This window comes from Micromonospora sp. BS32 (assembly GCF_059089345.1).
In genome coordinates, this window is sequence record NZ_JBSSHR010000004.1 from 324,437 (window position 1) to 348,732 (window position 24,296).

The following is a 24,296-nucleotide window of genomic DNA, read 5'->3' on the forward strand; positions in this document are numbered from 1 at the left end:
ATTTTCTGTAACGCGCCGTTCAGTCGCTGCCGAACGTCTGCTGGGCCGCCTCCATCGCCTTCAGCCGGCCGCCGGCGACCGGTCCGAGCCGGTCGATCAGGGCCGCCACCAGCGTCTCCACCAGCGCCAACGCCGGCACGAAGCTGTCGTACGGCGAGGGCGACTCGACCCGGCTGGGCAGTACCACCTCGGCCAGACCGGCGACCGGCGACAACCACCGGTCGGTGAAGAGCACCACCTTGGCCCCCCGCGAGGTCACCTCCCGGGCCAGCGCCAGCGTGGGCTCCTCGTACCGGCGGAAGTCGAACAGGGCGAACAGGTCCCGGCGGCCGACGTCGACCAGCATGTCGGTCCGCTCCACCGGGGTGCGGGGCAGCAGCCGGCTGCCGCCGCGCACCTGCATCAGGTGCAGCACCAGGTAGTGGGCGAGCAGCCCGGAGAACCGGCCACCGGCGGCGGTGACCCGCAGCTGCTGGTCGGCGAAGAGGCGTACCGCCGCGTCCAGCTCGCCCTGCGGCAGCTCGGCGAGGGTGCCGGCGACCGCGTCCGGCAGGGTGGCCGCCGACCGGGCCAGAGCGCCCTCCGGCGGTGCGCCGGTCCGCTCCGCCGCCCGGTACGCCGACAGCGGTGAGGTCTCCCGCTCGGCCAGCTCCTCCCGCAGCGCCCGCTGGAACTCCGGGTACCCGCCGAAGCCGAGCCGGGACAGGAAGCGCAGCACCGTCGGCCCGCTCACCTCGGCCCGCTCGGCCAGCGCGGCGACGGTGCCCAGTCCGGCGGCCGGGTACGAGGCGAGCAGCGCCCGGGCCACCCGGCGCTCGGCCGGGCTGCACTCGCCGAGCCGCTGCCGGATCAGCGCGGCGACGCCGACCGCGTGCGGCTCTTCGACATGATCGGGATTCGACACGCGCTGAGCGTAACCGGGCGCGGAGCGGGGTCCCGCCCGCTCCGCGCCCGGCTTCGGGGTGGGAATCAGGACTTGGTGACCGTGCAGGTGTAGTCGGCGGCGCCGGAGCCGGAGTACGCCTCCAGGTCCAGGTAGTAGGTCGCCGACCCGGAGGTGGTCCGGGTGAGGGTGACCGACTCGTGGGCGCCGGCGCCGTCGTTCACCGACCGGGTCAGCGTGCTCCCGGTGGAGCTGAGCAGGTAGAGGTCGGCGTCGTACGCGGTCGGGACGTCACAGTTCGCGGTCAGCGTCTGTCCACTGCCGAGGGTGAGCGCGAAGTAGTCCCGGTCGGTGGTGCTCTTCATGTCACCGGTGAGGGTGAGCGGGTAGGACCTGGCGGAGATGTCGTTGGCCGCGGTCCGCGAGTCGTTCGGCTCCACCTCGGCGTAGCTCGACCCGCCCGACGGCGGCGGGGTGGTCGAGCAGTCGGTGACCGGGGTGCCGCTGTAGAGGCTGCTGCTCGGCACGCCGGCGTTCACGCTCTTGAGGTAGTAGCCACAGGTCGGCCGGTTGGCGAAGTGGTAGGTCTGGCCGCTGGTCAGCTTCCAGATCTTGAAGTTCGAGTAGGTCAGCGGCTGCCCGGAGACGGCCACCTCCGGCTGGTGGTCGCCGAGGACGATGTACGCGCTCGGTCCGCTGAGCGTGGCCAGCCCGAACTTGTCGATGTAGAGCGACGCGCCCTCCTCGACCCCGACCCCCCACGCTTTGCCGCCGCTGGCCAGCCCGTCCTTGATCGCCCGCGCCACGAAGGCCATTGTCCGGCCCATCCGGTCCCGGGTGACGAAGTGCGAGTCGTTGATGGTGTTGGCGTAGTTGGGCCAGCGGAACATCCCGGTGGTGAACGTCAGCGACCGGTCGTACGGGTTGGCCAGGGCGGTCGCGGAGGTGGCGCTCGCGGTGCAGGCGTCGTACACGATGTCGCTGTTGATGTGGTGCCCGGCGCTGCCGCCGCCGACCCCGCCGCCCTTGGCCACCACGGACTCCACGGAGGCCTCCAGCGCGGTGCCCTTCCAGGCCACGTAGTTGCACTGGTTGCCGCCGGCGAAGTAGACGAACTCGGCGTTGCGGATGTCGGTGTTGACCTGGGCGTCGTCACCGTCCCGGGCGGCGGTCAGGGTGAGCGTGGTGCAGGAGTTGACCCCGGCCAGTGTGCTGATCACGTCGCACTCGGGGGTGGTGGTGCCGGAGCCGGCGATGACGACCACGTCGATGGAGCCGGTGCCGCCGCGGATCGCGTTGATCGCCTGGTTCATGGTGGCGGCGATGATCCCGCCCGAGCCGTTCATGGTGTACGCCGGGCCGGACCAGGCGGTCCGGCTGACGTCGGTGGCGCTGCCCTGGCGGACACGGGTGACCTGGGCCTGGGCTGCGGTCACCCCGACCGGGGCGATGGTGAGCAGGGCAGCGGCGGCGGCCACCACCGTCAGTCGGCGGGGGTTGCGGGCAGGGAACATGGGCACCTCCGAGGGGCCACGGATCGATGAAACAGAAGTTACATCCATTAAGTTCCATGCTCAATACGTAACTTCTGTTACAGCCCGGTGACGGTCCTTCGCCGGAGTGTCCGGATAGGATGCGGCGATGCCGCGGGCCGTGATCCTCGACCTGTTCCACACCCTCGTCCAAGGCGCCGACGCCGAGCGCGACCGCGTCGTCGCCGAGATGGGCGCACTGGTCGGGGTGGAACCCGCCGCGCTGGTCGCCGCGTACCACGCGACCTGGCGGGACCGGCTGGTCCGGTGGGACGTGGAGGAGACGATTGACATCCTCGCCCGACGGCTCGGCGGCGCCCCCACGCCCGACGCCGTGTCCCGGGCGGGATCGCTCCGCCGCGAGCTGGCCCGGCGGGTGCTGGACTCCGTACCGCCCGCCACCCTGGACGCCCTCGACGCGCTCCGGGCCGCCGGCCACCGACTCGGACTGGTCAGCAACGCCACCTCGGAGACGGCGGAGGCGTGGCCGCGCAGCCGTCTCGCCGCCCGCCTCGACGTCGCGGTCTTCTCCTGCGAGATCGGCGTGGCGAAGCCGGATCCGGCGAGCTACCTGACGGCCGCCGACCGGCTCGGCGTGGCGGCCGGCGACTGCGTGTTCGTCGGCGACGGCTCGGACGGCGAACTCGCCGGGGCCGCGGCGGTCGGCATGACCGTCCTGCGCACCACCGAGCACAACGACACCGATCCGACCTGGGGCGGTCCGGTGATCGCCTCCTTCACCGAGCTACCCGCCCTGCTCGGGCCACCGCCGACCTGAGCTGCCGGCACCCCGCCCGGCAGGCAACGAACGCACGAGCGGTATGACTCCGAGTCATATTCATGACGCAGAGTCATACCGCTCGTTGTCGAACCCGCCCGGGCAGACCGACCCGCCCGGGCCGACCGTCAGACCGGACGGATGCCGACCACCGCGTCGACGAACGACGTCCTCGACCCGTCCCGGTACCCGGCGAAGCCAGGGCCCCGGGTCACCTCGGCGGCGAACTGCGGGTCCTTCTCGTACGACGTGCCCGACGTCGACGCGCAACCGGCCTGGTCGACCAGCCCCTCGGCGAGCCCGACCAGCGCGTAGTCGTAGAAGACGTCCTCCGAGGCGGGCACCGTGCACGGGCCGGCGGCCGGGGCCACCCGCTCCTTGCCGGCGGCGATCACCGGCTGCCAGCGCTCGGCCCGGTAGCGGTCACCCTCGGTCAGCCGGTTCCACCGCACGCCCTCGATGCCCCACACCCCATCGGTGCTGGTCACCTCGGCGCGGCGCAGGTCGAGCACGCTCACCCCACGCTGGCCGATCACCTTGAGCGACCGGTGCCGCGAGCCGACCCCGGTCACCTCCAGCGCGGTGTTCTCGTCCAGCCCGAAGACCCGGTCGTTGCCGGTGTCCGAGGCCAGCCGGATCGAGCGCGCCTCCCGGCCACGCCGGGAGAAGTGGGTGTCCAGCAGCCCCTCGGTGAAGAAGCCGAAGCCCCCCTTGGGCAGGTAGCCGAGCACGCCCGGGTCGTCGAAGTAGCCCACCTTCGCGCCGTCGCGCAGCCCCGGCTCGGTCGAGCCACCAGTGATCATGTCCTTGCCGGCCATGATCTGCGCGCCGGCGCTGGTGCCCGCGACCACCGCGCCGGAGCGCAGCTTGCGCCGAACGGCGGCCAGCGCGGCCGAGTCCCGCTGCGCGCTGCCCCGGGTCATCGTGGTGACGTACCGGTACTGGTCGCCACCGCCGAAGAAGAAGCCGGTCATCGAGTTGATCTGCTGCACCACCGCCGGGTCGTCGGCGGCCTGCGGGTGGTCCAGGTCGATCGGAATCCACTGCGCGTCCGCGACGCCGTAGGTCTTGAAGAGCTTCGCGTAGTAGTCGCCGTTGCAGACGCTGTTGTTGCAGTCCGGGGTGTCGGCGTCCGGGTCCTCGGACGGCACCGGGGCCGCCGCGGTGAAGATGCCGATCCGGGCCTTGCCGGTGCCACCGGCCAGCCGGACGATGTCGCCGTAGATGGTCGCGTTGTCGTCGGCGAGACCACCACCGACCAGCACCAGGCTGCCGCCGGCGGGGTGGTGCGGGGACGGGGCGGCCGAGGCCGGCGCGGCGACCGCCGGCACGCTCAGCACGACCGCCGTACCCGCGCTGAGCCCAAGGGCCAGCAGGCGGTTCAAGGGCATGACTGCTCCTCACTGGAAACCGTGAGGGCGGGCCGAGGAGAAGCGTACGGCAGGGTGACCGGCGCGACAACGCCCGCACGCGTACGCCCCCTACCGATCCGTCCGCCGGGCTGACATCGTGTGACGGTGACCGGACGACCGGCCCCCGGCCAGCGGCCGTCGACCAGCCTGGGAGCGGGCCGGCGACTCTTCGCCGCCGTCGCGGTGGTCACCCTCGCGCTCGGCTCGACCGGTGCGCTGATCGCGGTGGACACCTGGCGCGCCGAGCGGGCCGCCGCCGTGGAGGAGGTCCGGCTGCGCAGCCAGACCGTCGCCGCCAACGTGTACGGCAGCCGCCTCTCACTCGTCCGGCTGCTCCAGGCGGTGGCGTCGGGGCGTACCTTCACCGGCGGCGACCCGGCCGCGATCCAGCGGCGGCTCGAATCGATCCGGGTCGACCAGCTCGGCCTCACCGGCGGCCTGGCCTGGCTCGGCACCACCGGGACGGTCCGCGCGGCCGACCGGGGCACGGTGGGCGCCCCGGCCGGCGGCGACTGGTGGTCCGAGGTGGCGGGCGGGCGCGCGGAGTGGACCACCAGCGCCGCGCTCACCTCCCCCGCGTTCGCCGGGGAGGTGATGGTCTTCGCGGTGCCCACCAGCGGGCCGGACGGCGCGGTGAACGGGGTGCTGGCCGGCGGCTGGAGCATGTCGTGGATCCGCGCGGTGGCCGCCCGGCAGGCGGCCGAGATCGGGCCGGAGTTCTACGGGCCGGAGACCGACCTGCTGGTGGTGGACCGGGCCGGGCAGCTCATCGTCGGCCCCAACGTCGACCGCACCCGGGACATCTCCGACACCGACCTCTACCGGCGGCTGGTGGCCGGCGGGGACGCCTTCGCGAGCGGCGCCCGGGCCGAACGCACCGGTCTCAGCGGCCGCCCCGACGAGATCGTCGGCTGGAGCAGGATCGGCGGGTTCGGCGAGTACGTCGCGCTGGAACGGCCGGTGGCGGACGCGACCGCCGGGCCGGACCGGCAGCTGGCCGGCTGGCTGGCCGGGATCCTGCTGCTGGCCGGCCTGGCGCTGGTCAGCGGCGGGCTGGCCGGCCGCCGGATCGACCGGCTCACCGCGGAGCGGGACCGGCTGCACCAGGACGAGCACGACGCGGTGGTGGACCTGCAACGCTGGCTGCTCACCGAGGACCTGCCGGCCGGCACGGTCGGCCGCTACCTGCCGGCGCCGTCGGTGCTCAACGCCGGCGGCGACTGGTACGACGTGATCCCGCTCGGCGGCCACCGGCACGCCCTGCTGGTCGGCGACGTGGTCGGGCACGGCGTCAAGGCGGCGCTGGCGATGGGTCAGCTGCGGACGGCTGCCCGGGCGCTCGCCGGGCGGGTCGCCGGCCCGGGCGCGCTCCTGACCGAACTGGACCGTTTCGTCGTCGCGCTGCCCGACGTGGTCTTCGCGACGGCCGCCTGCGTGTTCGTCGACCCGGCCACCGGCACCCTCCGGTACGCCTCCGCTGGCCACCCACCACCGCTGCTGCGGCTGGCCGACGGCACGGTGCGCCGGCTGGCGGCCACCGCCCGCCCGCTCGGGGTCGGCGGCGGGGTTCGGGCCGACGAGGAGCTGACGGCGCCGGCCGGCGCGATGGTGGTGCTCTACTCCGACGGCCTGGTCGAGTCACCCGACGAGGTCATCGACGAGGGCATCGACCGGCTCGCCGGCGCGATCGGCGCGGACGGCGCCGGCGACGACGACTGGACGGATCAGCTGATCGCGGCGGCCCGCGGCGGCCGACCGGCCGCCGACGACATCGCCCTGCTCTGCTTCCCGCTGCCCGCGGCCCCACCGCCCGACGTGGCGCGGGAAACCGCCACCGCGCAGGGCGCGGCCCAGGGGGCGGAGGGTGCGGCCGCCGTCCGGGATCCGTCCACTCGGGTGGGTTCGGCCGACGGATGACGGGTACCAGCCCCCCATCCGACCGACCGCACCGGTAAGGGGCATCGAACATGACTCATCACGACACCGCGCACCAGGACGTCGTCGACGTGCTGGTCGCCGACCACCGCGAGGTCGAGGCGATCTTCGTCGAGTTGGAGAGCCGGCAGGGCACTCCGGAGCACCGCCGCCAACTGGCCGACGTGGTGATCGCCGAGCTGGTCCGCCACTCGGTCGCCGAGGAGGCGTACGTCTACCCGACCGCCCGCAAGGCGCTGCCGGACGGCGAGCAGCTGGCCGAGCACGAGATCTCCGAGCACGCCGACGCGGAACGCACCATGAAGGAGCTGGAGTCGCTCGACCCGTCCGAGCCCCGCTTCGACGAGCTGCTGGCCCATCTGACCAGCACGATCCGGCACCACGTGCAGGACGAGGAGACCGACCTGTTCCCCCGGCTGCGCGCCGCGGTGGCCCGCGAGGAGCTGGTCGAGCTGGCCGGCAAGGTGCGGGCGGCGAAGAAGGCCGCCCCGACCCGGCCGCACCCGGCCGCCCCGGACCACCCGCCGGCGAACAAGATGCTCGCCCCCGGCACCGGCCTGGTCGACCGGATGCGCGACGCGCTGAGCGGCCGGCCCACCTCGATGGCGGAGCTGCGGGAGAAGCAGCACAGCTGACCGGACCCCGGACGGCCACGCCCCGGCAAGGGCCGAGTGCGTGGCCGTCCGTCGTCCGACCGAGAGCGGTCGATGGTGGCCAGGGGGTGTCCGCTCCGGACACAGCGCTGCCGGGTCACCCGTATCGGGCGACCCGGCAGCGGCAGGGCGGGTCAACGATCCTGGTCGCCCTCACCGGTGCGCTGCTGCGCCATGTCGACGCCCTTGTCGATCTGCTCGTCGTACTTGCCGCCGGAGCGCTTGTCCGCGTAGTCGCCGGCCTTGTCGAGGCCCTGGTCGACCTGCTTGTCGTGCTTGTCGGCGAAATCCTGGGCCTTGTCCATGAAGTCACTCATGATGGTCCTCCTAGGTCGGTGTCCTCTGCGTTCCCTCGGGTTTTGGCCGCAAACACCCGTGGTCCTCGACGGGTGAGCGGAGTCCCCGACCGGGCCGGGCGTCGGGTCACCGGGTGTCGCGGCACGGCCGGTCGGGTATCGACCCCGCTGAGACGAGGAGGGTCGACGTGGTCGATGACGGATACGGGCGGACGCCCGAGCCCATTGCGAGGGCTGCCCGCCCGGGCCCGCGCCAGGCCTGGGCTGCCCTGCCCTGGCTGGTCCGTACGGCGGTGGTGTGGAGTGCCTGCCTCATCGTCGTGGTGTTCGGGCTGTACCTGCTGGGCAAGGTCGCGGTGCTGCTGGCGCCGCTGGCGATCGCGCTGGCGGTCACCCTCTTCCTCACCGCGCTGCTCGACCCGGTGCTGCTGGCCCTGCGCCGGCTGCGGGTGCCGGCCGCGCCGGCCGCCCTGCTGACCATCCTGCTGCTGCTCGGCATTCTGTGCGGCGTCGGCGCGCTGGTGTGGAACCTGACCGCCGCCCAGTTCGGCGAGTTGAGCCAGCAGCTCGACCAGGGCCTCCAGCGCAGCCGGGACTTCGTCACCGAGACCCTGCCGGTCAGCGACGCCCAGCTCGACAAGCTGATCCGCCAGGTCCGCGACGGCGTGGGCAGCGGCACCCCCGACCCGGTGGGCGGGGCGCGGACCGCGGCCGAGGTGGCCGGCTCCGCGCTGCTCGCCCTGGTGCTGCTCTTCTTCCTGCTCAAGGACGGCCGGTCGATGTGGCACTGGGTGCTGCGCCGGATGACCGGCCCGAACCGGGAGGTGACCGCCGAGGCGGGCCGGGTCGGCTGGCGGACCCTCGGCGCGTACAGCCGGGGCACCATGGTGATCGCGGCGATCGACGCGATCGGCATCGGGCTGGCGCTGGTGCTGCTCCGCGTACCGCTTGCCCTGCCGCTGGCGCTGATCACCTTCTTCGGCGGCTTCGTGCCGATCATCGGGGCCACGGTGGCCGGCGCGGTCGCGGTGCTGGTGGCCCTGGCGGCGAACGGCCCGACCACGGCGCTGCTGGTGCTGGCCGCGGTGATCGCCGTCCAGCAGATCGAGGGCAACCTGCTGGAACCGCTGATCATGAAGCGGCAGGTGCAGCTGCACCCCGCGGTGATCCTGGTCGTGGTCACCGCCGGCACGCTGATCGCCGGCATCGCCGGCGCGTTCGTGTCGGTCCCGATCGCCGCGGTCACCTACCGCGTGGTCGACACCATCCAACGCCACCGCCACCCCACCACCCCCTGACCCCCACCCCACTCAGGCGGGGACGCGGAGGTTGGTGGCGAACCAGCCGGCGGCGGCGTCGGCGACCTGGTCGAGGGTGCCCGGCTCCTCGAAGAGGTGCGTCGCACCGGGCACGATCCGCAGCTCGTACGGGGCGTGCAGCTGCGCCGCGGCCTGCTCGTTCAGCGTGATGACCTGCTCGTCCAGGCCGCCGACCAGCATCAGCGTCGGCGCGCGCACCCCGGACAGCGCGGCGCCGGCCAGGTCGGGGCGGCCACCCCGGGACACCACCGCCGCCACCCGATCCGGCCGCTCGGACGCCGCGACCAGGGCCGCCGCCGCGCCGGTGCTCGCCCCGAACAGGCCGACGGGCAGCCGTCCGAGGGTGGGCTCGGCGCCGAGCCAGTCGACGATCCCGGCGAGCCGGTCGGCGAGCATCTTGATGTCGAAACGCAGCTCGGCCGTGACGGCGTCGACCGCGTCCTCCTCGGGGGTGAGCAGGTCGACCAGTACGGTGGCGAGGCCGGCGCGCTGGAGCACCCCGGCCACCGCCACGTTGCGGGGGCTGTGCCGGGAGCTGCCGCTGCCGTGCGCGAAGAGCACCACGCCGGTCGCGTCGTCCGGCCCGTCGATGTCGGCCGGCAGCCCGGCTGCCCCGACCGGGATGGTCACCGCTGCGCGCGTACCCATGTTGCCTCCTCACCTAGTGTCCAGTCGGCCGCGTACCCGCCGGACGGCCGTCCTCACCCGTTGCCTTGACACCGGCGACAAGGTCTAGCGTGACCGGCAGGAGCGGCCGAGGAGGTCGGATGCTGATCGGTGAGCTGGCGGAACGCGCCGGCACGAGCACCCGCACGCTGCGGTACTACGAGACGCGGGGGCTGGTGCGGCCCCAGCGCTCGGCCAACGGCTACCGGGTCTACGACGAGGCGGAGCTGCGCGTCGTCCACGAGATCCGGACGCTGCTGGCGATCGGCTTCGACCTGGACGACATCCGCCCCTTCGTGGCGTGCCTGCGGGCCGGCCACGCCTCGGGCGACGTCTGCCCCGACTCGGTCGCCGTGCTGCGCCGCAAGCTCGCCGAGGTGGACGCGTACCTCGACCGGCTGGGCGCGGTCCGGCGGCAGCTGCACCACCAACTCGCCCAGGCCATCGCAGACCGGGAGGAAACATGCTTCAGGAGACGGCAGACGGAGCGTTGACCGTCGTCACGGACGCCACCTTCGCCGACACGGTGCTGGCCGCCGACCGTCCGGTGGTGGTCGACTTCTGGGCCGACTGGTGCCCGCCCTGCGTGGCGGTCTCCCGGAGCCTCGCCGAGCTGGCCGGGGAGTTCGGCGACCGGCTGCTGGTGGCCACCCTGAACGCCGACGAGAATCCGGCCACCACCCGGGCGTACCAGGTGATGTCGATGCCGACCCTGCTGGTGTTCCGCGCCGGCGAGGTGGTCGGCTCGATCGTCGGTTCGCGGCCGAAGAACCACCTGCGGCTGAGCTTCGCCCGACACCTGGAGGGGTGACGTCGTTTGCGTCCGGGGCGATCGGGAAGGCGCGGGGTGACCTCAGCACCGGCGCAGCCGCGCCCCGACGGATCGCGAGGATCGCCATGGCCGAGCGGAAGACGTCCCAGCAGACCCAGACCGCCGAGCAGGAACGCCGCGAACAGGACGCCGAGCGCGGCCGGGACTGGGCGGACGAGGCGGCGGAGGCGCGTACGCCGGAGGACCCGCGCGCGGTCAGCCCGCGCGACGCCGCGGGCCGGCCCTCCAACGGCCCCCAGTTCTGACCGGACGGTCCCTTCTTGGTCGATCACGAGGTCGGCGGCGGTCGCCGCCGACCTCGTGATCGTCAGGGGCGGTTCTCCGGGAGGCGCAGCAGCGGCGCGCGGCCGGGCGGTTGCTCCGGGGACGGCCCCGTCGCCTGCGCCGGCGGCACCGGGACGGTGACCGGCAGGGCGGACGTCACCTTGATCCTCTCCCCGTGGTGGCGCAGCTCGAGGACCGTGTCCGACCCGCCGTTGCGCAGCGAGTACGTGGTCTGGTGCGGCCGGACGTCCACCCGCAGCCGCAGGCCCCGCCACTGCAACGAGAACTCCAACCGGCTGAGCCGGCTGGACAGCCGCGGCGAGAACGACAGCGTCCCGTCATGGTCGCGCAGCCCGCCGAAGCCCGCCACCAGCGCGATCCAGGCACCCGCGAGCGAGGCCATGTGCACGCCGTCGCGGGTGTTCTCGTTCAGGTCGTGCAGGTCCATCAGCGCGGCCTCGCGCAGGTAGCTGTGGGCCAGCTCCGGGTGGCCCACCTCGGCCGCCATCACCGCCTGGGTGCAGGCGGAGAGGGAGGAGTCCCGGACGGTGCGGCGCTCGTAGTAGAGGAAGTTGCGGACCTTCTCGGCACCGGTGAACGCGTCACCCCGCCAGTGCATGGCGAGCACCAGGTCCGCCTGCTTGACCACCTGCTTGCGGTACAGGTCGAAGTACGGGTAGTGCAGCAGCAGCGGGTACTTCTCCGGCGGGGTGTGCTCGAAGTCCCACTCCTGCAACCGGGTGAAGCCCTCCACCTGCTCGTGGACGTCCAGCCCCTCGTCGTACGGGACGTGCATGTCGTTCGCCGCGTCCCGCCACTCGGCGGCCTCCTCCTCGGTCACCCCGAGGTCGCGCGCCTCGTCCCGGTGGCGCATCGCGCAGTCAGCGGCGGTGATCAGGTTCCGCTGCGCCATCAGGTTGGTGTAGATGTTGTCGTTCTTGACCGCGGTGTACTCGTCCGGGCCGGTCACCCCGTCGATGTGGAACCGGCCGCGCCGGTCGTGGTGCCCCAGCGAGCGCCAGAGCCGGGCGGTCTCCACCAGCAGTTCCAGGCCGATGTCCCGTTCCAGCTGCTCGTCCCCGGTGGCCAGCACGTACCGGCGCAGCGCGTCGGCGACGTCGGCGGCGATGTGGAAGGCGGCGGTGCCGGCCGGCCAGTACGCCGAGGATTCCGGGCCCTCGATGGTCCGCCACGGGAAGGCGGCGCCCTGGAGGTTCAGGGTGCGGGCCCGCTCCCGCGCCTGCTCCAGCGTCGAGTGCCGCCAGTGCAGCGCGTCCCGGACGGCGGTCGGCTGGGTGTACGTGAGCACTGGCAGCACGAACATCTCGGTGTCCCAGAAGGCGTGCCCGTCGTACCCGGGCCCGGTCAGCCCCTTCGCGGAGATCGGCCGCCGCTCGGTCCGCGCGCCGGCCTGGAGCACGTGGAACAGCCCGAACCGGACCGCCTGCTGCACCTCCGGGTCGCCCTCCACGCGCACGTCGGCGGCGTCCCAGAACTCGTCGAGGTAGGTCCGCTGCTCCCGGTGCAGCCCCTCCCAGCCGTCCAGCCGGGCCGCGGCCAGCGCCGCGCCGACCTGGTCGCGCAGCGCCGGCAGCGACCGGCGGCTGGACCAGCCGTACGTCAGGTACTTGACCACCCGCAGCGTCTGGCCGGGCTTGAGCACGCACCCGACGGTGGTCCGCACCCAGTCCTCGTACCCCTCGGACTCGACGGTGGCCTTGTCCGGGGCGTACACGTCGTGCCCCATGATCGCGGCCACCCGCAGCCCGCTGACCTTGGTGCGGTGGATGAGCAGCCCGCCGTCGTCGGTGGTCAGCTCCTCCTCGGCCTGCAACGGGGACTCCAGCACCGCCGCGACCCGCGGGTCGCGGCTCTGCGCCGGCAGGGTCTCGTTGGCGACCAGCTCGGACTGGAGGATCAGCCGCAGCGGCCCGTTGACCGCCTCCACCTCGTAGTGGATCGCGGCGACCGCCCGCTGGGTGAAGGAGACCAGCCGGGTGCTGCGCACCTTGACCTCGCGGCCGGCCGGGGAGCGCCAGTGCATCTCCCGGTGCAGGGTGCCGGCCCGCAGGTCGAGGATCCGCTCGTGGGACAGCAGTTCGCCGTACCGGACGTCGAGCGGTTCGTCGTCGACCAGCAGCCGGATCAGCTTGCCGTTGGTGACGTTGACGATGGTCTGGCCCGACTCGGGGAAGCCGAAGCCGGCCTCCGCGTACGGCAGCGGGCGCAGCTCGTAGAAGGAGTTGAGGTAGGTGCCGGGCAGGCCGTGCGGCTCCCCCTCGTCGAGGTTGCCGCGCAGCCCGACGTGGCCGTTGGAGAGCGCGAAGACCGACTCCGACTGGGCGAGGACATCCATGTCGAGCCGGGTCTCCCGGACGTGCCAGGGCTCGACCGGATAGGCGCGTTCGCGGATCATGAGGTCGACCCCTTCAACAGGTCGGCGAGGTCGGTGACCACGACGTCCGCGCCGTGCGCGCGCAGCTCGTCGGCCTGACCGACCCGGTCGACGCCGATCACGTACCCGAATCCGCCGGCCCGGCCGGCCTCGACGCCGGCGAGGGCGTCCTCGAAGACGGCGGCGTTCGCCGGCTCGACGCCGAGCAGCTTCGCCCCGGCCAGGAAGGTGTCCGGGTGGGGCTTGCCGCGCAGCCCCTCGGCCCGGGCCAGCAGGCCGTCGACCCGTGCCTCCAGCAGCGGTTCCAGCCCGGCGGAGGCCACCACGTCCCGGCAGTTGGCGCTGGCCGAGACCACCGCCCGGCGCAGCCCGCCGGCGACCGCCGCCCGCAGGTAGCTCACCGAGCCGGGGTAGACCTCGACGCCGTCGCGGTGGATCCGCTCCAGCAGGACGACGTTCTTGCGGTTGCCGACGCCGTTGACGGTGTCCGCGTCCGGCGGGTCGTCGTGGCTCCCCTCGGGCAGGACGATGCCGCGCGAGGCGAGGAAGGTGCGCACCCCGTCGGCCCGGGGCCGGCCGTCGACGTACCGGTTGTAGTCCGGCCCGGGGTCGAACGGCCGGAACGGCTCACCGGTGGCCGCGGCACGCCGGCGCAGGAAGTCGTCGAAGGTCTGCTTCCAGGCGGCGTTGTGCACCCTGGCGGTCTGCGTCAGCACACCGTCCAGATCGAAGAGACACGCGGTCACATGAGCGGGTAGACCCAGCACGGTACGAATCTATCCATCGGACCGGCCGGGCAAACCGGATTCGGCTGCGGCGCGTGTGTCAGCGGTTGAAGCGCAGCGTCCAGACCACGGTCATCGTGCCGGTGACGGTGCCGTCCTCGGTGCCGATCTCGACCTCGACCGGGAACTCGGGCCGCTGGCCGGCGTCCAGCTCGGCGATCACCTCGGCGGGGGCGCGACCGAGCCGCGCGGTGGCCCGTACCGGCCCCATGGCCAGCTTCCGGTAGGCGATGTCGGCCCGGACGGCGAGCGGGACGGCCCGGTCGAGCAGATGCCCGAACGCGGCCATCACCACCGTGCCGGACGCCGTCTCGCCCAGGGTGAACATGGCGCCGGCGTGCGGGCCGCCGACGTGGTTGTGGGTGGCCGGGGTGTCGGGCAGCCGGACGACCGCCCGGACGCCGCCTTCCGCCTCCGGCGCGACCTCGACGAACTCGAAGCCGAGAGTACGGGCGAACGGGACGGCCTGGAGCATTCCGGCCGCCACCTGGCGCGAGTCGATGGACATGCCCTGACGTTACTAGTCGGTAACTACCCGGGCAAGGACTAGCCGGGGCACGTCCGACCTGCTCAGCGCCAGCCGACGTCGATCCGGTCGCCGCGCTCGTCGAAGAAGTGCAGCGCGTCCATCCGCACCGCCACGGACATCGGGTGGCCCGCCGAGATCGCCGGGTACGGAGCCAGCCGGACCGCCAGCTCGGCCGGGCGGCGGTGGTGCCGGCCCGGGTCGCTCAGCACGCTCGTCCGGTTGCCGCCGCCGGACGCCACCTGCTCCGCCGCGGCCTCGCCGGCCCGCCCGGTCAGCCGCTGCATCACCTGTCCGAAGCGGCCGATGCCCCGCTGGCCGGTGCCGGCGCCCTCCGCCGGGGCGCCCATCTCGTCCACCACGATCGCGGTGGCGCCGATGTCGAGGAAGGCCAGCGACTCGTGCCCGTGGTGCTCCAGATAGCGGACCCGGCCCTGGAGCACGTCGCCCTGGGTGTCCGGGGCCACCGGGGTCAACGCCTCGGCCCGCATCCCGACCACGATCCGCTCGCCGTGGTAGTGCGCCACCGCCCGGGTACGGATGTCGTCCCAGGGCAGGTAGAGCGCCTGCTCGCCGAGGGTCAGCGTGACGTACCGGTCGAGGTGGACGTAGACCGACGCCTCCAGCAGGTTCATCCGGGGACTGCCGAGGAACGCGGCAACGTAGAGGGTGGCCGGCCGGCCGTACACCTGGGTGGGAGTGCCCACGTCCTGGAGCACGCCCTTGCGCATGATGGCGACCCGGTCGGCCATGGTCAGCGCCTCGGCCTGGTCGTGCGTGACGTAGATGGTGGTGACACCCAGCTCCCGGGTCAGCCCGGAGATCTCCGCGCGCAACTCGGCGCGCAGGCCGCTGTCCAGGTTGGAGAGGGGCTCGTCCATCAGGAACAGGCCGGGCCGGCGCACTATCGCCCGGCCCATCGCCACCCGCTGCCGCTGGCCGCCGGAGAGCTGGCTCGGCTTGCGCGCCAGCACGTCCCCTATCCCCAGCGCGCTGGCCACGTCCTGGACCCGCTCGCCGCGCGGGGCCGGCTCGACGCCGGCCAGCCGCAGCGGAAAGGCGATGTTGTCGCCGACGCTCATGTGCGGGTAGAGCGCGAAGTCCTGGAAGACCATGGCGATCTTCCGCTCGCGCGGCGGCAGGTCGTTGGACACCTCGCCGTCGAGCATCACCGCGCCCGAGGTCGGATCCTCCAGGCCGGCCACCATCCGCAGCACGGTGGACTTCCCGCAGCCGGACGGCCCGAGCAGCACCATGAACTCGCCGTCGTTGACGTCCAGATTGACGCTGTCGACCGCGAGCGTCCCGTCCTGGAACACCTTGGTGACATCCTTGAGTGCGACGGTGGTCACCGTCTCCTCCCCCAGCTCGCCGAAACCCCGCTTGACTGTGACGAGCATCATCCGGTTAGCACATCGGGTAAACGTGCCATGTTCGACTCGTGACAGCGCTATTACGGCCCAGCGTGGCCGCGGCGGTCAGCTCGGGTCGTCGAGGAAGATCCGGCGGACCACCCGCTCCGCGGCGTGCCCGTCGTCCAGGGCGCAGAACCGCTCCCGGAACAGCCGCCGCCGCAGCGCCGCCGGTTCCCCGTCGACCTCCCCGCTGCGGAAGACCTCGCACAGCTCGTCGAAGGTGACCGCCACCGCGCCCGGCGGCTCGGCGGTCACGTCGAAGTAGACGCCCCTGGCCAGCTGGTACGCGTCCCGGTCCGGGGCGTAGACCACGATCGGCCGGTCCAGCACCGCGTAGTCGAACATCGCGGACGAGTAGTCGGTGACCAGTACGTCCGCGGCGAGGTAGAGGTCCTCCACGCTGGGATGGTCGCTGACGTCCACGGTCCGCCCGAGCGTACGCCGCAGCATCCGGCCGCTCCGGTCGTGGAAGTAGTGGCTGCGCACCAGCAGCCGACCGGTCGGCCCGAGCGCCGCCAGCAGCCGTTCCGGCACGAACGGCGGCCGGTAGTGCGGCAGGTGCTCCCGGTGCGTCGGCGCGTACAGCACCACCCGATCGTCTCCGGCGATGCCGAGCCGGTCCCGCACCGCCCGGACCTCCTCGGCGGTGGCGGTGGCCAACCGGTCGTTGCGCGGATAGCCCACCTCCAGCCGGACGTAGTCCGCCGGGTACGCCCGGTCCCACATCTGTGTCGAGAAGCTGTTCGAGGTGATGCTGTAGTCCCAGCGGTCCACCCGGCGCAGCAGCCCGGCGAAGTCCATCCCGTCCGCACCCAGCGGATAGCGCTGCTGGTCCAACCCCATCACCTTGACCGGCGTGCCGTGGTGGGTCTGCACGTGCGTCGAGCCGGACCGCTTCCGAACGAAGTCCGGGAAGTTCACGTTGTTGACCAACCAACGCGCCCGGGCCAGGGCGCGGTAGTAGGCGCGGGTGCCGGCCACCACGTACTCGACACCGGGCGGCAGCGTGTCGACCCTGTCCCGGCGGACGATCCACACCCCGCGTACCTGGGGGGCGAGCCGGCGGGCCGCCTCGTGGATGGCGGCCGGGTTGCAGGCGTACCCCCGGTACCAGTACGCGGCGTAGACCGCCAGCGTCGGGTCCAGCGGGCGACGCAGCTCGGCCAGGTAGTACTCCCGCAGCACCGCCTCCCGGCCCAGCCGGGCGGCCCGCCGGACGACCGGCCGGACCCGTCGGGCCGCCTTCCGGGCCGTGTTCCGGGCCCGACTCGCGTCGTGCAGCGCGTTGAAGGCGCGCCAGCGGCCCGCCCCGACCAGCCGGTGCTTGAGCCCCTCCAGCCCGGGTGGGGCGGGATAGCCACCGGGCGGCAGGAAGCGCCGGTAGTCGGCGGTGATCCGTTCGAAGAAGGCCGGGCGCAGCTCCGGGGCGAGCCGCTCGCCGTTGCCGAGGACCGTGAGGTAGTGCCAGATCATCCGCTCGAAGACGGCGGGACGCAGCTCCTCCGCCCGGCCGTCCCACTCGTCCAGCAGCCGGAACACCCGGTGCCACTGCTCGAAGACCTCGAAGTGCCGGTCGCCGCGGGTCCGGGTGATCGCCCCGTGCCGTCGCTGCCGGTAGTTGACGCAGACCCGGTCCAGCACGCCGATCCGCTCGGCCGCCAGCATCACCGGATAGCTGAACGAGACGTCCTCGTACCAGCCGGGGGCGAAGCGCAGCCCGAGGTCGACCAGGAACTCCCGACGGACCACCCGGTTCCACGCGGTGTGCAGCAGGCGCATCACCTCGGGCCGCTCGCGCAGGCCGAACGTGACCTCACCCGGTTGCTCCGGGAAGACCTGGCGCATGACGCTGCGGGTGGGGCGGTCGTCCCAGTGCCGACGGACGTGGTCGACGACCAGCACGTCGGGGCGGGTGACGAGGAGGCGGTCCGCCACCTCGGCCAGACAGTCCGGCGCCAGCCAGTCGTCACCGTCGACGAACCAGACGTACTCGCCGGCGGCCAGGTCGAGGCCGGCGTTGCGGGCCGCGCCGAGCCCGACGTTCTCGGCCAGCCGCAGCGACCGGACCCGGGCGTCGCGGGCCGCGTACTCGTCGAGGATCTCGCCGCAGTCGTCCGGCGAGGCGTCGTCGACGCCGATCACCTCGATGTCGCCGAACGACTGGTCGAGCAGGGAGTCCAGGCATTCGCGCAGGTAGCCCTGCACGCCGTAGGCGGGCACGACGAAGCTGATCAGCGTCATCCCCACCGCCTGTCCGCCGACCGGGCCGGCAGGACGACCCAGGCCAGGACGACACTCGCCACGAAAACCGCCAGAAGGTACGCACCGAGTGTAGCCATCCCGACACCCGTGGCACCGGCTATCGCCGCCAGAGCCAGCAGCGCGGAACGCCCCTCCCACCCCGCGGTCCCCCGGTGCAGCGGCGGGGCGGCCTGCCGCTTCTCCAGCCGGGCGGTCAGGTCGTAGTGGTGCAGGGCGAGCACGAGGAGGTATCCGAAGACCAGCCACGGCGGCACGCCGCCGACCACCCCCACGGCGATCGCGAAGAGGTACTCCCCGGCCCGCAGCACCGCCGGCACCAGCCAATCCAGCGGCCCGCGATGCGCCGCGCCGGCCCCGAGGCCGGCGGCCAGCAGCACCAGCAGCGCCACCGGCACCCCCGGGCGCAGCCCACCCGGATCGCCGCCGCCGCGCCGGAGCAGCGCCAAGACCAGCAGCGCCGCCGCGCCGAGCGCCCCGATCGCGGCCAGCGCGAGCGGCCCCGGCCGCCGGAGCGCCGGCAGCCGGGCGGCCAGCGGACCGTCGTCGCGGTGCAGCGTCGCGTCGACCGTCTCCAGCACCGGCACCCGCAGCCAGCGGGCCCGCAGGGTACGCAACCCGGCCGTGTACGCGAAGGCCAGCGTCCCCCAGACCAGCACCGCGACCAGGGCGACCCGCTGGTCGAAGAGCGCCACGGTCAGCGCGATCAACGCCCACCGCTCGCCGATCGGGAAGACCACCGTCCGCTTCAACCAGTACGACGGCGACCCGGGCGCCGCCTGCACCCGGGTCGACGCCGCGTCCAGCCGCACCCCGACCCGACCTTCGGCGCGTTCGCGCCGGGGTCGGCGGACCGCCTCGTCGTGCAGCGCGCCGTACCAGGTGTCGGTCATGTGCCGGGTCGTCTGGAGGGTCAGCGCGGCAATGGCCAGCGCCCAGCCGTACCGGACCCCGGCGTGGGTGGCGCCGACGGCCAGGCCGGCGTAGACCAGATACTCCTTGGCCCGGTCGGCCATGGTGTCCAGCCAGCCGCCCCAGGCGCTGAAGTGCCGGGTGTAGCGGGCCAGCTGGCCGTCCACGCAGTCCAGCACGAAGCCGAGGTAGAGCAGGACCGCCCCGACCACCAGCGCGGGCCGCCCGCCGAGGGCGAAGAGCACCGCCGCGCCGACCGCCAGCAGCACCGAGAGCAGGGTGACCGTGGACGGGCCGAGCCCGAGCCGGGCCGCCGCCCGGGTCAGCTGGACCGACCAGGTGCTGACGGCGTACGTCGCGAAGAGGTCGTCCCGCTCCTTGACCGCGAGGCGCAGCTCCGCCCGGTCCTCGTCGACCGCGGCCACCGCCGCCTCGGCCTCGGCCAGCTCGTCGGGGTCGGCGACCCGGCGCGCGACGAGCAGGCGTACCCGCTGGGCGGAGACCGGGGTGCCGCGGGCGGTGAGGGCGGCGACCAGCCGGTCCACGGCGGGCCCGACCGCCGGCCCCCCGGCGACCGCGGACGCGGCGGCCGGTCCGGCGGCGGGCGCCGACCCGGCGGTCGGCGAGGCGGCGGCGCGGGCGGCGGCGGCGAGGGCCGGCCGGTCCGCCGCGCCCACCCGCAGCGCCCCGCCGAAGACGCCGGTGGCGTCGGGCAGTTCCGGGCCGGCGTCGGCGAGCTGCCCGCGTTCCTCGCGGACGGCCGCCCGGCCGGCGACCGGCGGATCGGCGAGCACCAGGGCCACCGTCGGCCCGGCCGGGCTGGTCGCCAGGTGCCGCAGTACGGCGGTGTGCGCCACCAGATCGGCCCCGCTGACCAGCACCGGGCCGGGGGCGGCGTCGACGAGGGCGGCCAGCTCGGCCAGGTCGCCGGCCCGGCGGACCCGGTCCGCCCCGGCCCGGCGCCACTGGGCGGCGAGCCGGTCCGCGACCGGCCCACCGGCGGCAGGGGCCCCGGCGGTGAGCACGATCGCGAGGGTCACCGCCGCACCGCGGCGTGGTACGCCGCCAGCGCCTCGTCCACCGTCCCGTCGACGGTCAACCGGCCGGCGTCCAGATAGAGGCCCCGCCGGCAGAAGCGGGTCAGGTCCTTCTCGTTGTGCGACACCAGCACCAGGGTCCGGCCCTCGGCGAGCAGGCGGTCGATGGTCGCGTAGCACTTCTCCCGGAATTCCGCGTCGCCCACCGCGGTCACCTCGTCCATCAGCAGGACCGGGTGCGGCAGGTGCGAGATGATCGCGAATCCCAGCCGGACCTTCATCCCCGACGAGTAGTGCCGGACCGACGTGTCGATGGCCCGTTCCACCTGCTCGCCGGCGAAGGTCACGATGTCGTCGAAGTGCCGCTTCAGGTAGCCCGGGGAGAGCCCGTGCAGGCCGCCGACCAGGTGCAGGTTCTCCCGTCCGGTCAGCTCGTTGGAGAAGCCGGCGGAGAGTTCCAGCAGCGGCGCGACGTCGCCCCGGACCCGGATCCGCCCCTCGTCGGGGATGAGCACGCCGGCGATCAGCCGCAGCAGGGTGCTCTTGCCGGTGCCGTTGCGGCCGATCACCCCGACGGTGTCCCCGGCCTCGACGGTGAAGGAGACGTCGCGCAGCGGCCAGAACTGGCCGGCCGCGGCGGAGCGCCCGCCCCGGTGGATGAAGAGTTCGCGCAGCCGCAGCTGCCGCCGGCGGTTGCGGACGAACCGGATGCCGAGCCCCTCGGCCTCGATGATCGGGGCCACCCTCAGAGTTCTTTCAGCACGGCCGGTTCGAGCCGGCGGAACGCCCACCAGCCGGCGGCCAGTACGACCAGGCTGCCGACGACGGTGGTCAGCAGCAGCCGGGCGTCGGGGAACTCGTCGGGGTACCAGATGGCGTGCTGGAGCTGGAAGATGCCGACCAGCGGGTTGAGCTCGTACGCCACCTTCAGCCAGCGCGGCAGGTCGGACTCCCGGACCAGGCTCAGCGGGTAGATGATCGGCGTCGCGTAGAAGAGCACCCGGATGATCAGCCGCATGATCCGCTCCACGTCGCGCATCAGCACGTTGAGCGCCGACAGCAGCAACGACATGCCGATCAGCAGGATCGCCTGCACCAGCACGGCCAGCGGCAGGGCGAGCAGGGACCAGCCGGGGTGGATCCGGCCGTGCGCGGCGTAGACGGCGGCGATGGCGGCCAGGATCGGCAGGCCGGCGACGTACTCGGCGAAGCGGCCGGTGACCCGGCCGATCGGGAAGACCTGCCGGGGCACGTTCATCGTGGTGATCAGCCGGGACTGCCCGGTCAGCGCGTTGGTCGCCTCGCTGAGCGCGGAGCTGGTCCACGCCCAGGCGAAGATGCCGGTGATCAGGAAGAGCGGGTACGACGCGCCGGCCTCGCCGAGGTGCCGGCTGGTGTCACCGGCGTAGAGGACGCCGAAGACGAAGAAGTAGATCGCGCCCATGCCGAGCGGCTCGATCAGCGACCAGAGATAGCCGAGCACGGACTGCTGGTACTTGACCGCCAGGTCCCGCTTGACCAGGATCCGCAGCGAGTTGCGGTGCGACCACAACGCCCCGACCGCAGAGCTCACCGCCGCCTCCCACCTGGACGGCGACCGGTGACCGTCAGCTCAGCACTCGATCACGTTGACGGCCAGGCCGCCCCGCGCCGTCTCCTTGTACTTGACCTTCATGTCGGCGCCCGTCTCCCGCATGGTCTTGATGACCTTGTCCAGCGAGACGGCGTGCACCCCGTCACCGCGCAGCGCGAGCCGGGCGGCCGTGATCGCCTTGATGCTAGCCACGGCGTTCCGCTCGATGCACGGGATCTGCACCAGCCCCCCGACCGGGTCGCAGGTCAGCCCCAGGTTGTGCTCCATGCCGATCTCCGCGGCGTTCTCCACCTGCTCGGGGGTGCCGCCCATCGCCTCGGCCAGCCCGGCGGCCGCCATCGAGCAGGCCGAACCGACCTCTCCCTGGCAGCCCACCTCGGCGCCGGAGATCGACGCGTTCTCCTTGAACAGCACGCCGATCGCGCCGGCCGCCAGCAGGAACCGCACGACACCCTCGTCGGACGCGCCGGGAACGAACCGGGTGTAGTAGTGCAGCACCGCCGGGATGATCCCAGCCGCGCCGTTGGTCGGGGCGGTGACCACCCGGCCGCCGGCCGCGTTCTCCTCGTTGACCGCGAGCGCGAAGAGGGTCACCCAGTCCATCGTGCGCAGCGGATCGGTCGAGTCGGTCTCCGCCTCCAGACTCTTGCGCAGCTCAGCGGCCCGGCGGCGGACCTTCAGCCCGCCCGGGAGGACGCCGTCGCGCGCGCAGCCCCGCTCGACGCACTCGCCCATCACCCGCCAGATCTCCAGCAGGCCGGCCCGGACGTCGGCCTCGCCCCGCCAGGAGAGCTCGTTGGCCAGCATCACGTCGCTGATCGACAGCCCGGTGGCGGTGGTGACGCCGAGCAGCTCGGCACCGGTGTAGAACGGGTGGCGTACCCGGGTGGTGTCCGGTTTGATCCGGTCGGCCCCGGCCGCGGCCTCGTCCACCACGAAGCCGCCGCCCACCGAGTAGTAGCTGCGGGCCCGCACCTCGGCGCCCGCGGCGTCGTACGCCACGAACGTCATCCCGTTCGGGTGGTACGGCAGGGACCGGCGGCGGTGCAGCACCAGGTCCCGGTCCGGGTCGAAGTCGATCTCCTGGGTGCCGAGCAGGCTGAGCCGCCGCTCGGCGCGGAGCCGGGCGACCCGGGGCGCCACCGTGTCGGTGTCGACCGTCTCCGGGGCCTCGCCCTCCAGCCCGAGCAGCACGGCCCGGTCGCTGCCGTGCCCGTGCCCGGTGGCGCCGAGCGAGCCGAAGAGCTCCGCCTGCACCCGGGCGACGTCGCTGAGCAGCCCGTCGGCCTTCAGCCCGCCGACGAACGTCCGGGCGGCCCGCATCGGGCCCACGGTGTGCGAGCTGGACGGCCCGATGCCGACACTGAAGAGGTCGAAAACACTGATCATGGCTGCACTTCCTCGCCGTCGTCCCCGGTGGTGCGGGGTCCGGTTCGGGTCGCGGTCGCCCGGGTCCCCGGCGGCCGTGCGGAACCGCCCGGGGTGTGGGCGGTGCCGATCGGCGAGCCTACCCGCCCAGCTCACCCTCCGTCGCCGCCGGCTTCCCGCGGCCCGTGCGTCGGCTGACACCGACACGGGTAACCACCTACGGGTACGGGGCCACCGGATCCCCCTCACGACCGAGGGCGCGGTGGCCGACCGTTCCTACCGTGGATGTCAGAGCGGCGGATCGCCGCAGAGTGGAGTACGACGATGAGTCGCAAACTGGTCCGGCCCCGCGAGGGGCGCATGCTCGCCGGCGTCTGCGCCGGCCTGGCCCGCCGGTTCAACACCTCGGCCGGCCTGATCCGGCTGCTGTTCCTGCTGTCACTACTGCTCCCCGGCACCCAGGTGATCGTCTATCTGGTGCTCTGGGTGCTGATGCCGAACGAGGACCGCTACGCCGCCACCCGCTACTGACCGGCTCCCCCGTCGCGCGGCCCCCGCCCCCCGGGCCCCCGCGACGCGGTCAGGGGGCCGTGTAGGTGATGGTGACCTTCTCGTAGCCGAGCGACCGGAGCAGACCCTCCAGCATCTTGCGGGTGTTCTCCTCGGCGCGCTGGGTCAGCCCGCTGTCGCGGGCAGCGGCGGTGATCCGCTCCTCGGCGAGCTGGTAGACCTGCTGCTGCCGGTTGGGGTCACCGTTGACCAGCTCGCTGAGCCGGTTGAGCAGGCCGCGCTCCTCGGCGAAGACGTAGCTCTTCTCCAGGTCGAGGTTGGTCTTGCCGAGCTGGGGCGCCGGCAGCTTGATCTCCACCGACTTGCCGTCGGCGGACTCGACCACCGCCCCCTCGGAGATCTTCGCGAAGTCGACGTACGCCTCGACGCTGCCCGCCCCGACGAAGAGGGTGCGCTGGTTGAGCAGGAACTCGGGCACGTTGCTGCGGTCGTTCTGCAGGTCGACCACGACCTGGAAGTTGCCCTCGGCCGCGACGTACCGGCTGAGGTCCTGGATCGACTTGAGCAGCGGCGGCTGGCTGCGGTCGGTCTGCTCCTTGGCGAACGGGTTGCGGAACTCGGGGAAGATCCCGGTGGCCTGGGCGCCGAGCAGCACCACCACGGCCAGTGCCGCCGCGCCGAGCACCGCGAAGAGACCCCGGGTCGCCCCGCGCCCGGCGGGCGGCGGCGTTCCGGTCGGCGGCTCCGGTGTGGCGTCGGACCGCCCGGGCAGGGTGTCGGCGGTCGGGAAGCCGGGGAACTCCCTCGTCGGTTCGTTGCTGTCACCGCTGCGGGCCATCGCCCTCACCGTCCTCGTCCGACACGTCGTCTGTCGATGACGTTACGTGCCCGGTGCGACACCCGCTCGGCGAGCCACCCGGACGGG

Annotated in this window: 23 protein-coding genes; 8 read left to right on the top strand and 15 right to left on the bottom strand. The window is 73.2% G+C overall.

The genetic code is table 11. The features are described from left to right. Positions 1–19: 19 nt before the first annotated feature. Both AC5RWQ_RS09230 and AC5RWQ_RS09235 read right to left on the bottom strand, forming a co-directional pair. A complete protein-coding gene (locus AC5RWQ_RS09230; RefSeq protein WP_494282302.1) occupies positions 20–904 on the bottom strand; it encodes a MurR/RpiR family transcriptional regulator in 885 nt (294 codons plus the stop codon). A gap of 65 nt (positions 905–969) precedes the next feature. Continuing rightward, a complete protein-coding gene (locus AC5RWQ_RS09235) occupies positions 970–2,397 on the bottom strand; it encodes a hypothetical protein (protein ID WP_494282303.1) in 1,428 nt (475 codons plus the stop codon). A gap of 127 nt (positions 2,398–2,524) precedes the next feature. On the opposite strand from AC5RWQ_RS09235, the gene AC5RWQ_RS09240 reads away from it, so the two are divergent. Beyond that, the gene (locus AC5RWQ_RS09240; RefSeq protein WP_494282304.1) at positions 2,525–3,193 is read left to right on the top strand and encodes an HAD family hydrolase; all 669 of its coding nucleotides are present in this window, start codon (positions 2,525–2,527) and stop codon (positions 3,191–3,193) included. 128 nt (positions 3,194–3,321) lie between these two features. Here AC5RWQ_RS09240 and AC5RWQ_RS09245 read toward each other — a convergent pair whose 3' ends face one another. Beyond that, entirely contained in the window at positions 3,322–4,584 is a 1,263-nt protein-coding gene (locus AC5RWQ_RS09245) for a cyanophycinase (RefSeq protein WP_494282305.1), read from the bottom strand. Positions 4,585–4,710: 126 nt separating this feature from the next. Here AC5RWQ_RS09245 and AC5RWQ_RS09250 point away from each other — a divergent pair, with 126 nt between their 5' ends. Both AC5RWQ_RS09250 and AC5RWQ_RS09255 read left to right on the top strand, forming a co-directional pair. Next, the gene (locus AC5RWQ_RS09250; protein WP_494282306.1) at positions 4,711–6,522 is read left to right on the top strand and encodes a SpoIIE family protein phosphatase; all 1,812 of its coding nucleotides are present in this window, start codon (positions 4,711–4,713) and stop codon (positions 6,520–6,522) included. A 50-nt stretch (positions 6,523–6,572) separates the two neighbouring features. Continuing rightward, a complete protein-coding gene (locus AC5RWQ_RS09255) occupies positions 6,573–7,175 on the top strand; it encodes a hemerythrin domain-containing protein (protein ID WP_494282307.1) in 603 nt (200 codons plus the stop codon). 152 nt (positions 7,176–7,327) lie between these two features. On the opposite strand, the gene AC5RWQ_RS09260 is transcribed toward AC5RWQ_RS09255, so the two are convergent. Next, complete coding sequence (locus tag AC5RWQ_RS09260; protein WP_334491896.1) at positions 7,328–7,510, bottom strand: antitoxin; 183 nt, start codon at positions 7,508–7,510, stop codon at positions 7,328–7,330. Between the two features lie 167 nt (positions 7,511–7,677). On the opposite strand from AC5RWQ_RS09260, the gene AC5RWQ_RS09265 reads away from it, so the two are divergent. Continuing rightward, positions 7,678–8,787, top strand: a complete 1,110-nt coding sequence (locus AC5RWQ_RS09265; protein ID WP_494282308.1) for an AI-2E family transporter — start codon at positions 7,678–7,680, stop codon at positions 8,785–8,787. A 12-nt stretch (positions 8,788–8,799) separates the two neighbouring features. On the opposite strand, the gene AC5RWQ_RS09270 is transcribed toward AC5RWQ_RS09265, so the two are convergent. Then, entirely contained in the window at positions 8,800–9,456 is a 657-nt protein-coding gene (locus tag AC5RWQ_RS09270; protein ID WP_494282309.1) for a dienelactone hydrolase family protein, read from the bottom strand. A gap of 119 nt (positions 9,457–9,575) precedes the next feature. Between AC5RWQ_RS09270 and AC5RWQ_RS09275 the strand changes: the two genes are divergently transcribed. The 3 genes from AC5RWQ_RS09275 to AC5RWQ_RS09285 all read left to right on the top strand — a co-directional run bounded on the left by AC5RWQ_RS09275 (position 9,576) and on the right by AC5RWQ_RS09285 (position 10,551). Next, positions 9,576–9,968 carry a MerR family transcriptional regulator gene (locus tag AC5RWQ_RS09275; protein WP_494282310.1) on the top strand — a complete coding sequence of 131 codons (393 nt, stop codon included), beginning with the start codon at positions 9,576–9,578 and terminating at the stop codon, positions 9,966–9,968. After that, the gene (locus AC5RWQ_RS09280; protein WP_494282311.1) at positions 9,965–10,285 is read left to right on the top strand and encodes a thioredoxin family protein; all 321 of its coding nucleotides are present in this window, start codon (positions 9,965–9,967) and stop codon (positions 10,283–10,285) included. Before AC5RWQ_RS09275 ends, AC5RWQ_RS09280 begins: the two co-directional genes overlap by 4 nt. A gap of 86 nt (positions 10,286–10,371) precedes the next feature. Beyond that, positions 10,372–10,551 (top strand): hypothetical protein, encoded by a 180-nt coding sequence (locus AC5RWQ_RS09285; RefSeq protein ID WP_494282312.1) that lies wholly within the window; start codon positions 10,372–10,374, stop codon positions 10,549–10,551. Between the two features lie 62 nt (positions 10,552–10,613). Here the strand turns inward: AC5RWQ_RS09285 and AC5RWQ_RS09290 are convergent, their stop codons facing one another. The 9 genes from AC5RWQ_RS09290 to AC5RWQ_RS09330 form a co-directional block, all read right to left on the bottom strand. Beyond that, entirely contained in the window at positions 10,614–12,986 is a 2,373-nt protein-coding gene (locus tag AC5RWQ_RS09290; RefSeq protein WP_494282313.1) for a glycoside hydrolase family 65 protein, read from the bottom strand. Then, positions 12,983–13,732 (bottom strand): HAD family hydrolase, encoded by a 750-nt coding sequence (locus AC5RWQ_RS09295; protein ID WP_334491889.1) that lies wholly within the window; start codon positions 13,730–13,732, stop codon positions 12,983–12,985. The genes AC5RWQ_RS09290 and AC5RWQ_RS09295 overlap by 4 nt, the downstream gene beginning before the upstream one ends. A 58-nt stretch (positions 13,733–13,790) precedes the next feature. After that, on the bottom strand, positions 13,791–14,258 hold the full coding sequence (locus AC5RWQ_RS09300) for a DUF4442 domain-containing protein (protein WP_494282314.1): 468 nt from the start codon (positions 14,256–14,258) through the stop codon (positions 13,791–13,793). Positions 14,259–14,320: 62 nt separating this feature from the next. Next, positions 14,321–15,628, bottom strand: a complete 1,308-nt coding sequence (locus AC5RWQ_RS09305; protein WP_494282386.1) for an ABC transporter ATP-binding protein — start codon at positions 15,626–15,628, stop codon at positions 14,321–14,323. A 126-nt stretch (positions 15,629–15,754) separates the two neighbouring features. After that, entirely contained in the window at positions 15,755–17,932 is a 2,178-nt protein-coding gene (locus tag AC5RWQ_RS09310; protein ID WP_494282315.1) for a bifunctional glycosyltransferase/CDP-glycerol:glycerophosphate glycerophosphotransferase, read from the bottom strand. Continuing rightward, the gene (locus tag AC5RWQ_RS09315; protein WP_494282316.1) at positions 17,929–19,902 is read right to left on the bottom strand and encodes a DUF5941 domain-containing protein; all 1,974 of its coding nucleotides are present in this window, start codon (positions 19,900–19,902) and stop codon (positions 17,929–17,931) included. The genes AC5RWQ_RS09310 and AC5RWQ_RS09315 overlap by 4 nt, the downstream gene beginning before the upstream one ends. Further along, positions 19,899–20,642, bottom strand: a complete 744-nt coding sequence (locus AC5RWQ_RS09320; RefSeq protein ID WP_494282317.1) for an ABC transporter ATP-binding protein — start codon at positions 20,640–20,642, stop codon at positions 19,899–19,901. The genes AC5RWQ_RS09315 and AC5RWQ_RS09320 overlap by 4 nt, the downstream gene beginning before the upstream one ends. Before the next feature lie 2 nt (positions 20,643–20,644). Continuing rightward, positions 20,645–21,472, bottom strand: a complete 828-nt coding sequence (locus AC5RWQ_RS09325) for an ABC transporter permease (RefSeq protein ID WP_494282318.1) — start codon at positions 21,470–21,472, stop codon at positions 20,645–20,647. 39 nt (positions 21,473–21,511) lie between these two features. Further along, on the bottom strand, positions 21,512–22,882 hold the full coding sequence (locus tag AC5RWQ_RS09330) for an L-serine ammonia-lyase (protein ID WP_494282319.1): 1,371 nt from the start codon (positions 22,880–22,882) through the stop codon (positions 21,512–21,514). Positions 22,883–23,185: 303 nt separating this feature from the next. Here AC5RWQ_RS09330 and AC5RWQ_RS09335 point away from each other — a divergent pair, with 303 nt between their 5' ends. After that, positions 23,186–23,392: a PspC domain-containing protein gene (locus AC5RWQ_RS09335; RefSeq protein WP_334489577.1), complete on the top strand. Its 207-nt coding sequence runs from the start codon at positions 23,186–23,188 to the stop codon at positions 23,390–23,392. Positions 23,393–23,441: 49 nt separating this feature from the next. Here AC5RWQ_RS09335 and AC5RWQ_RS09340 read toward each other — a convergent pair whose 3' ends face one another. Further along, positions 23,442–24,209, bottom strand: coding sequence for a DUF4230 domain-containing protein (locus tag AC5RWQ_RS09340; RefSeq protein ID WP_494282320.1), 768 nt, complete (start codon positions 24,207–24,209; stop codon positions 23,442–23,444). Between the last annotated feature and the right edge of the window lie 87 nt (positions 24,210–24,296).

Coding starts and splice junctions, on each gene's coding strand:
- AC5RWQ_RS09235 (WP_494282303.1), bottom strand. CDS start 2,397: ATGTTCCCTGCCCGCAACCCCCGCCGACTGACGGTGGTGGCCGCCGCC.
- AC5RWQ_RS09240 (WP_494282304.1), top strand. CDS start 2,525: ATGCCGCGGGCCGTGATCCTCGACCTGTTCCACACCCTCGTCCAAGGC.
- AC5RWQ_RS09245 (WP_494282305.1), bottom strand. CDS start 4,584: ATGCCCTTGAACCGCCTGCTGGCCCTTGGGCTCAGCGCGGGTACGGCG.
- AC5RWQ_RS09255 (WP_494282307.1), top strand. CDS start 6,573: ATGACTCATCACGACACCGCGCACCAGGACGTCGTCGACGTGCTGGTC.
- AC5RWQ_RS09260 (WP_334491896.1), bottom strand. CDS start 7,510: ATGAGTGACTTCATGGACAAGGCCCAGGATTTCGCCGACAAGCACGAC.
- AC5RWQ_RS09270 (WP_494282309.1), bottom strand. CDS start 9,456: ATGGGTACGCGCGCAGCGGTGACCATCCCGGTCGGGGCAGCCGGGCTG.
- AC5RWQ_RS09275 (WP_494282310.1), top strand. CDS start 9,576: ATGCTGATCGGTGAGCTGGCGGAACGCGCCGGCACGAGCACCCGCACG.
- AC5RWQ_RS09285 (WP_494282312.1), top strand. CDS start 10,372: ATGGCCGAGCGGAAGACGTCCCAGCAGACCCAGACCGCCGAGCAGGAA.
- AC5RWQ_RS09290 (WP_494282313.1), bottom strand. CDS start 12,986: ATGATCCGCGAACGCGCCTATCCGGTCGAGCCCTGGCACGTCCGGGAG.
- AC5RWQ_RS09300 (WP_494282314.1), bottom strand. CDS start 14,258: ATGTCCATCGACTCGCGCCAGGTGGCGGCCGGAATGCTCCAGGCCGTC.
- AC5RWQ_RS09310 (WP_494282315.1), bottom strand. CDS start 17,932: ATGACGCTGATCAGCTTCGTCGTGCCCGCCTACGGCGTGCAGGGCTAC.
- AC5RWQ_RS09330 (WP_494282319.1), bottom strand. CDS start 22,882: ATGATCAGTGTTTTCGACCTCTTCAGTGTCGGCATCGGGCCGTCCAGC.
- AC5RWQ_RS09335 (WP_334489577.1), top strand. CDS start 23,186: ATGAGTCGCAAACTGGTCCGGCCCCGCGAGGGGCGCATGCTCGCCGGC.
- AC5RWQ_RS09340 (WP_494282320.1), bottom strand. CDS start 24,209: ATGGCCCGCAGCGGTGACAGCAACGAACCGACGAGGGAGTTCCCCGGC.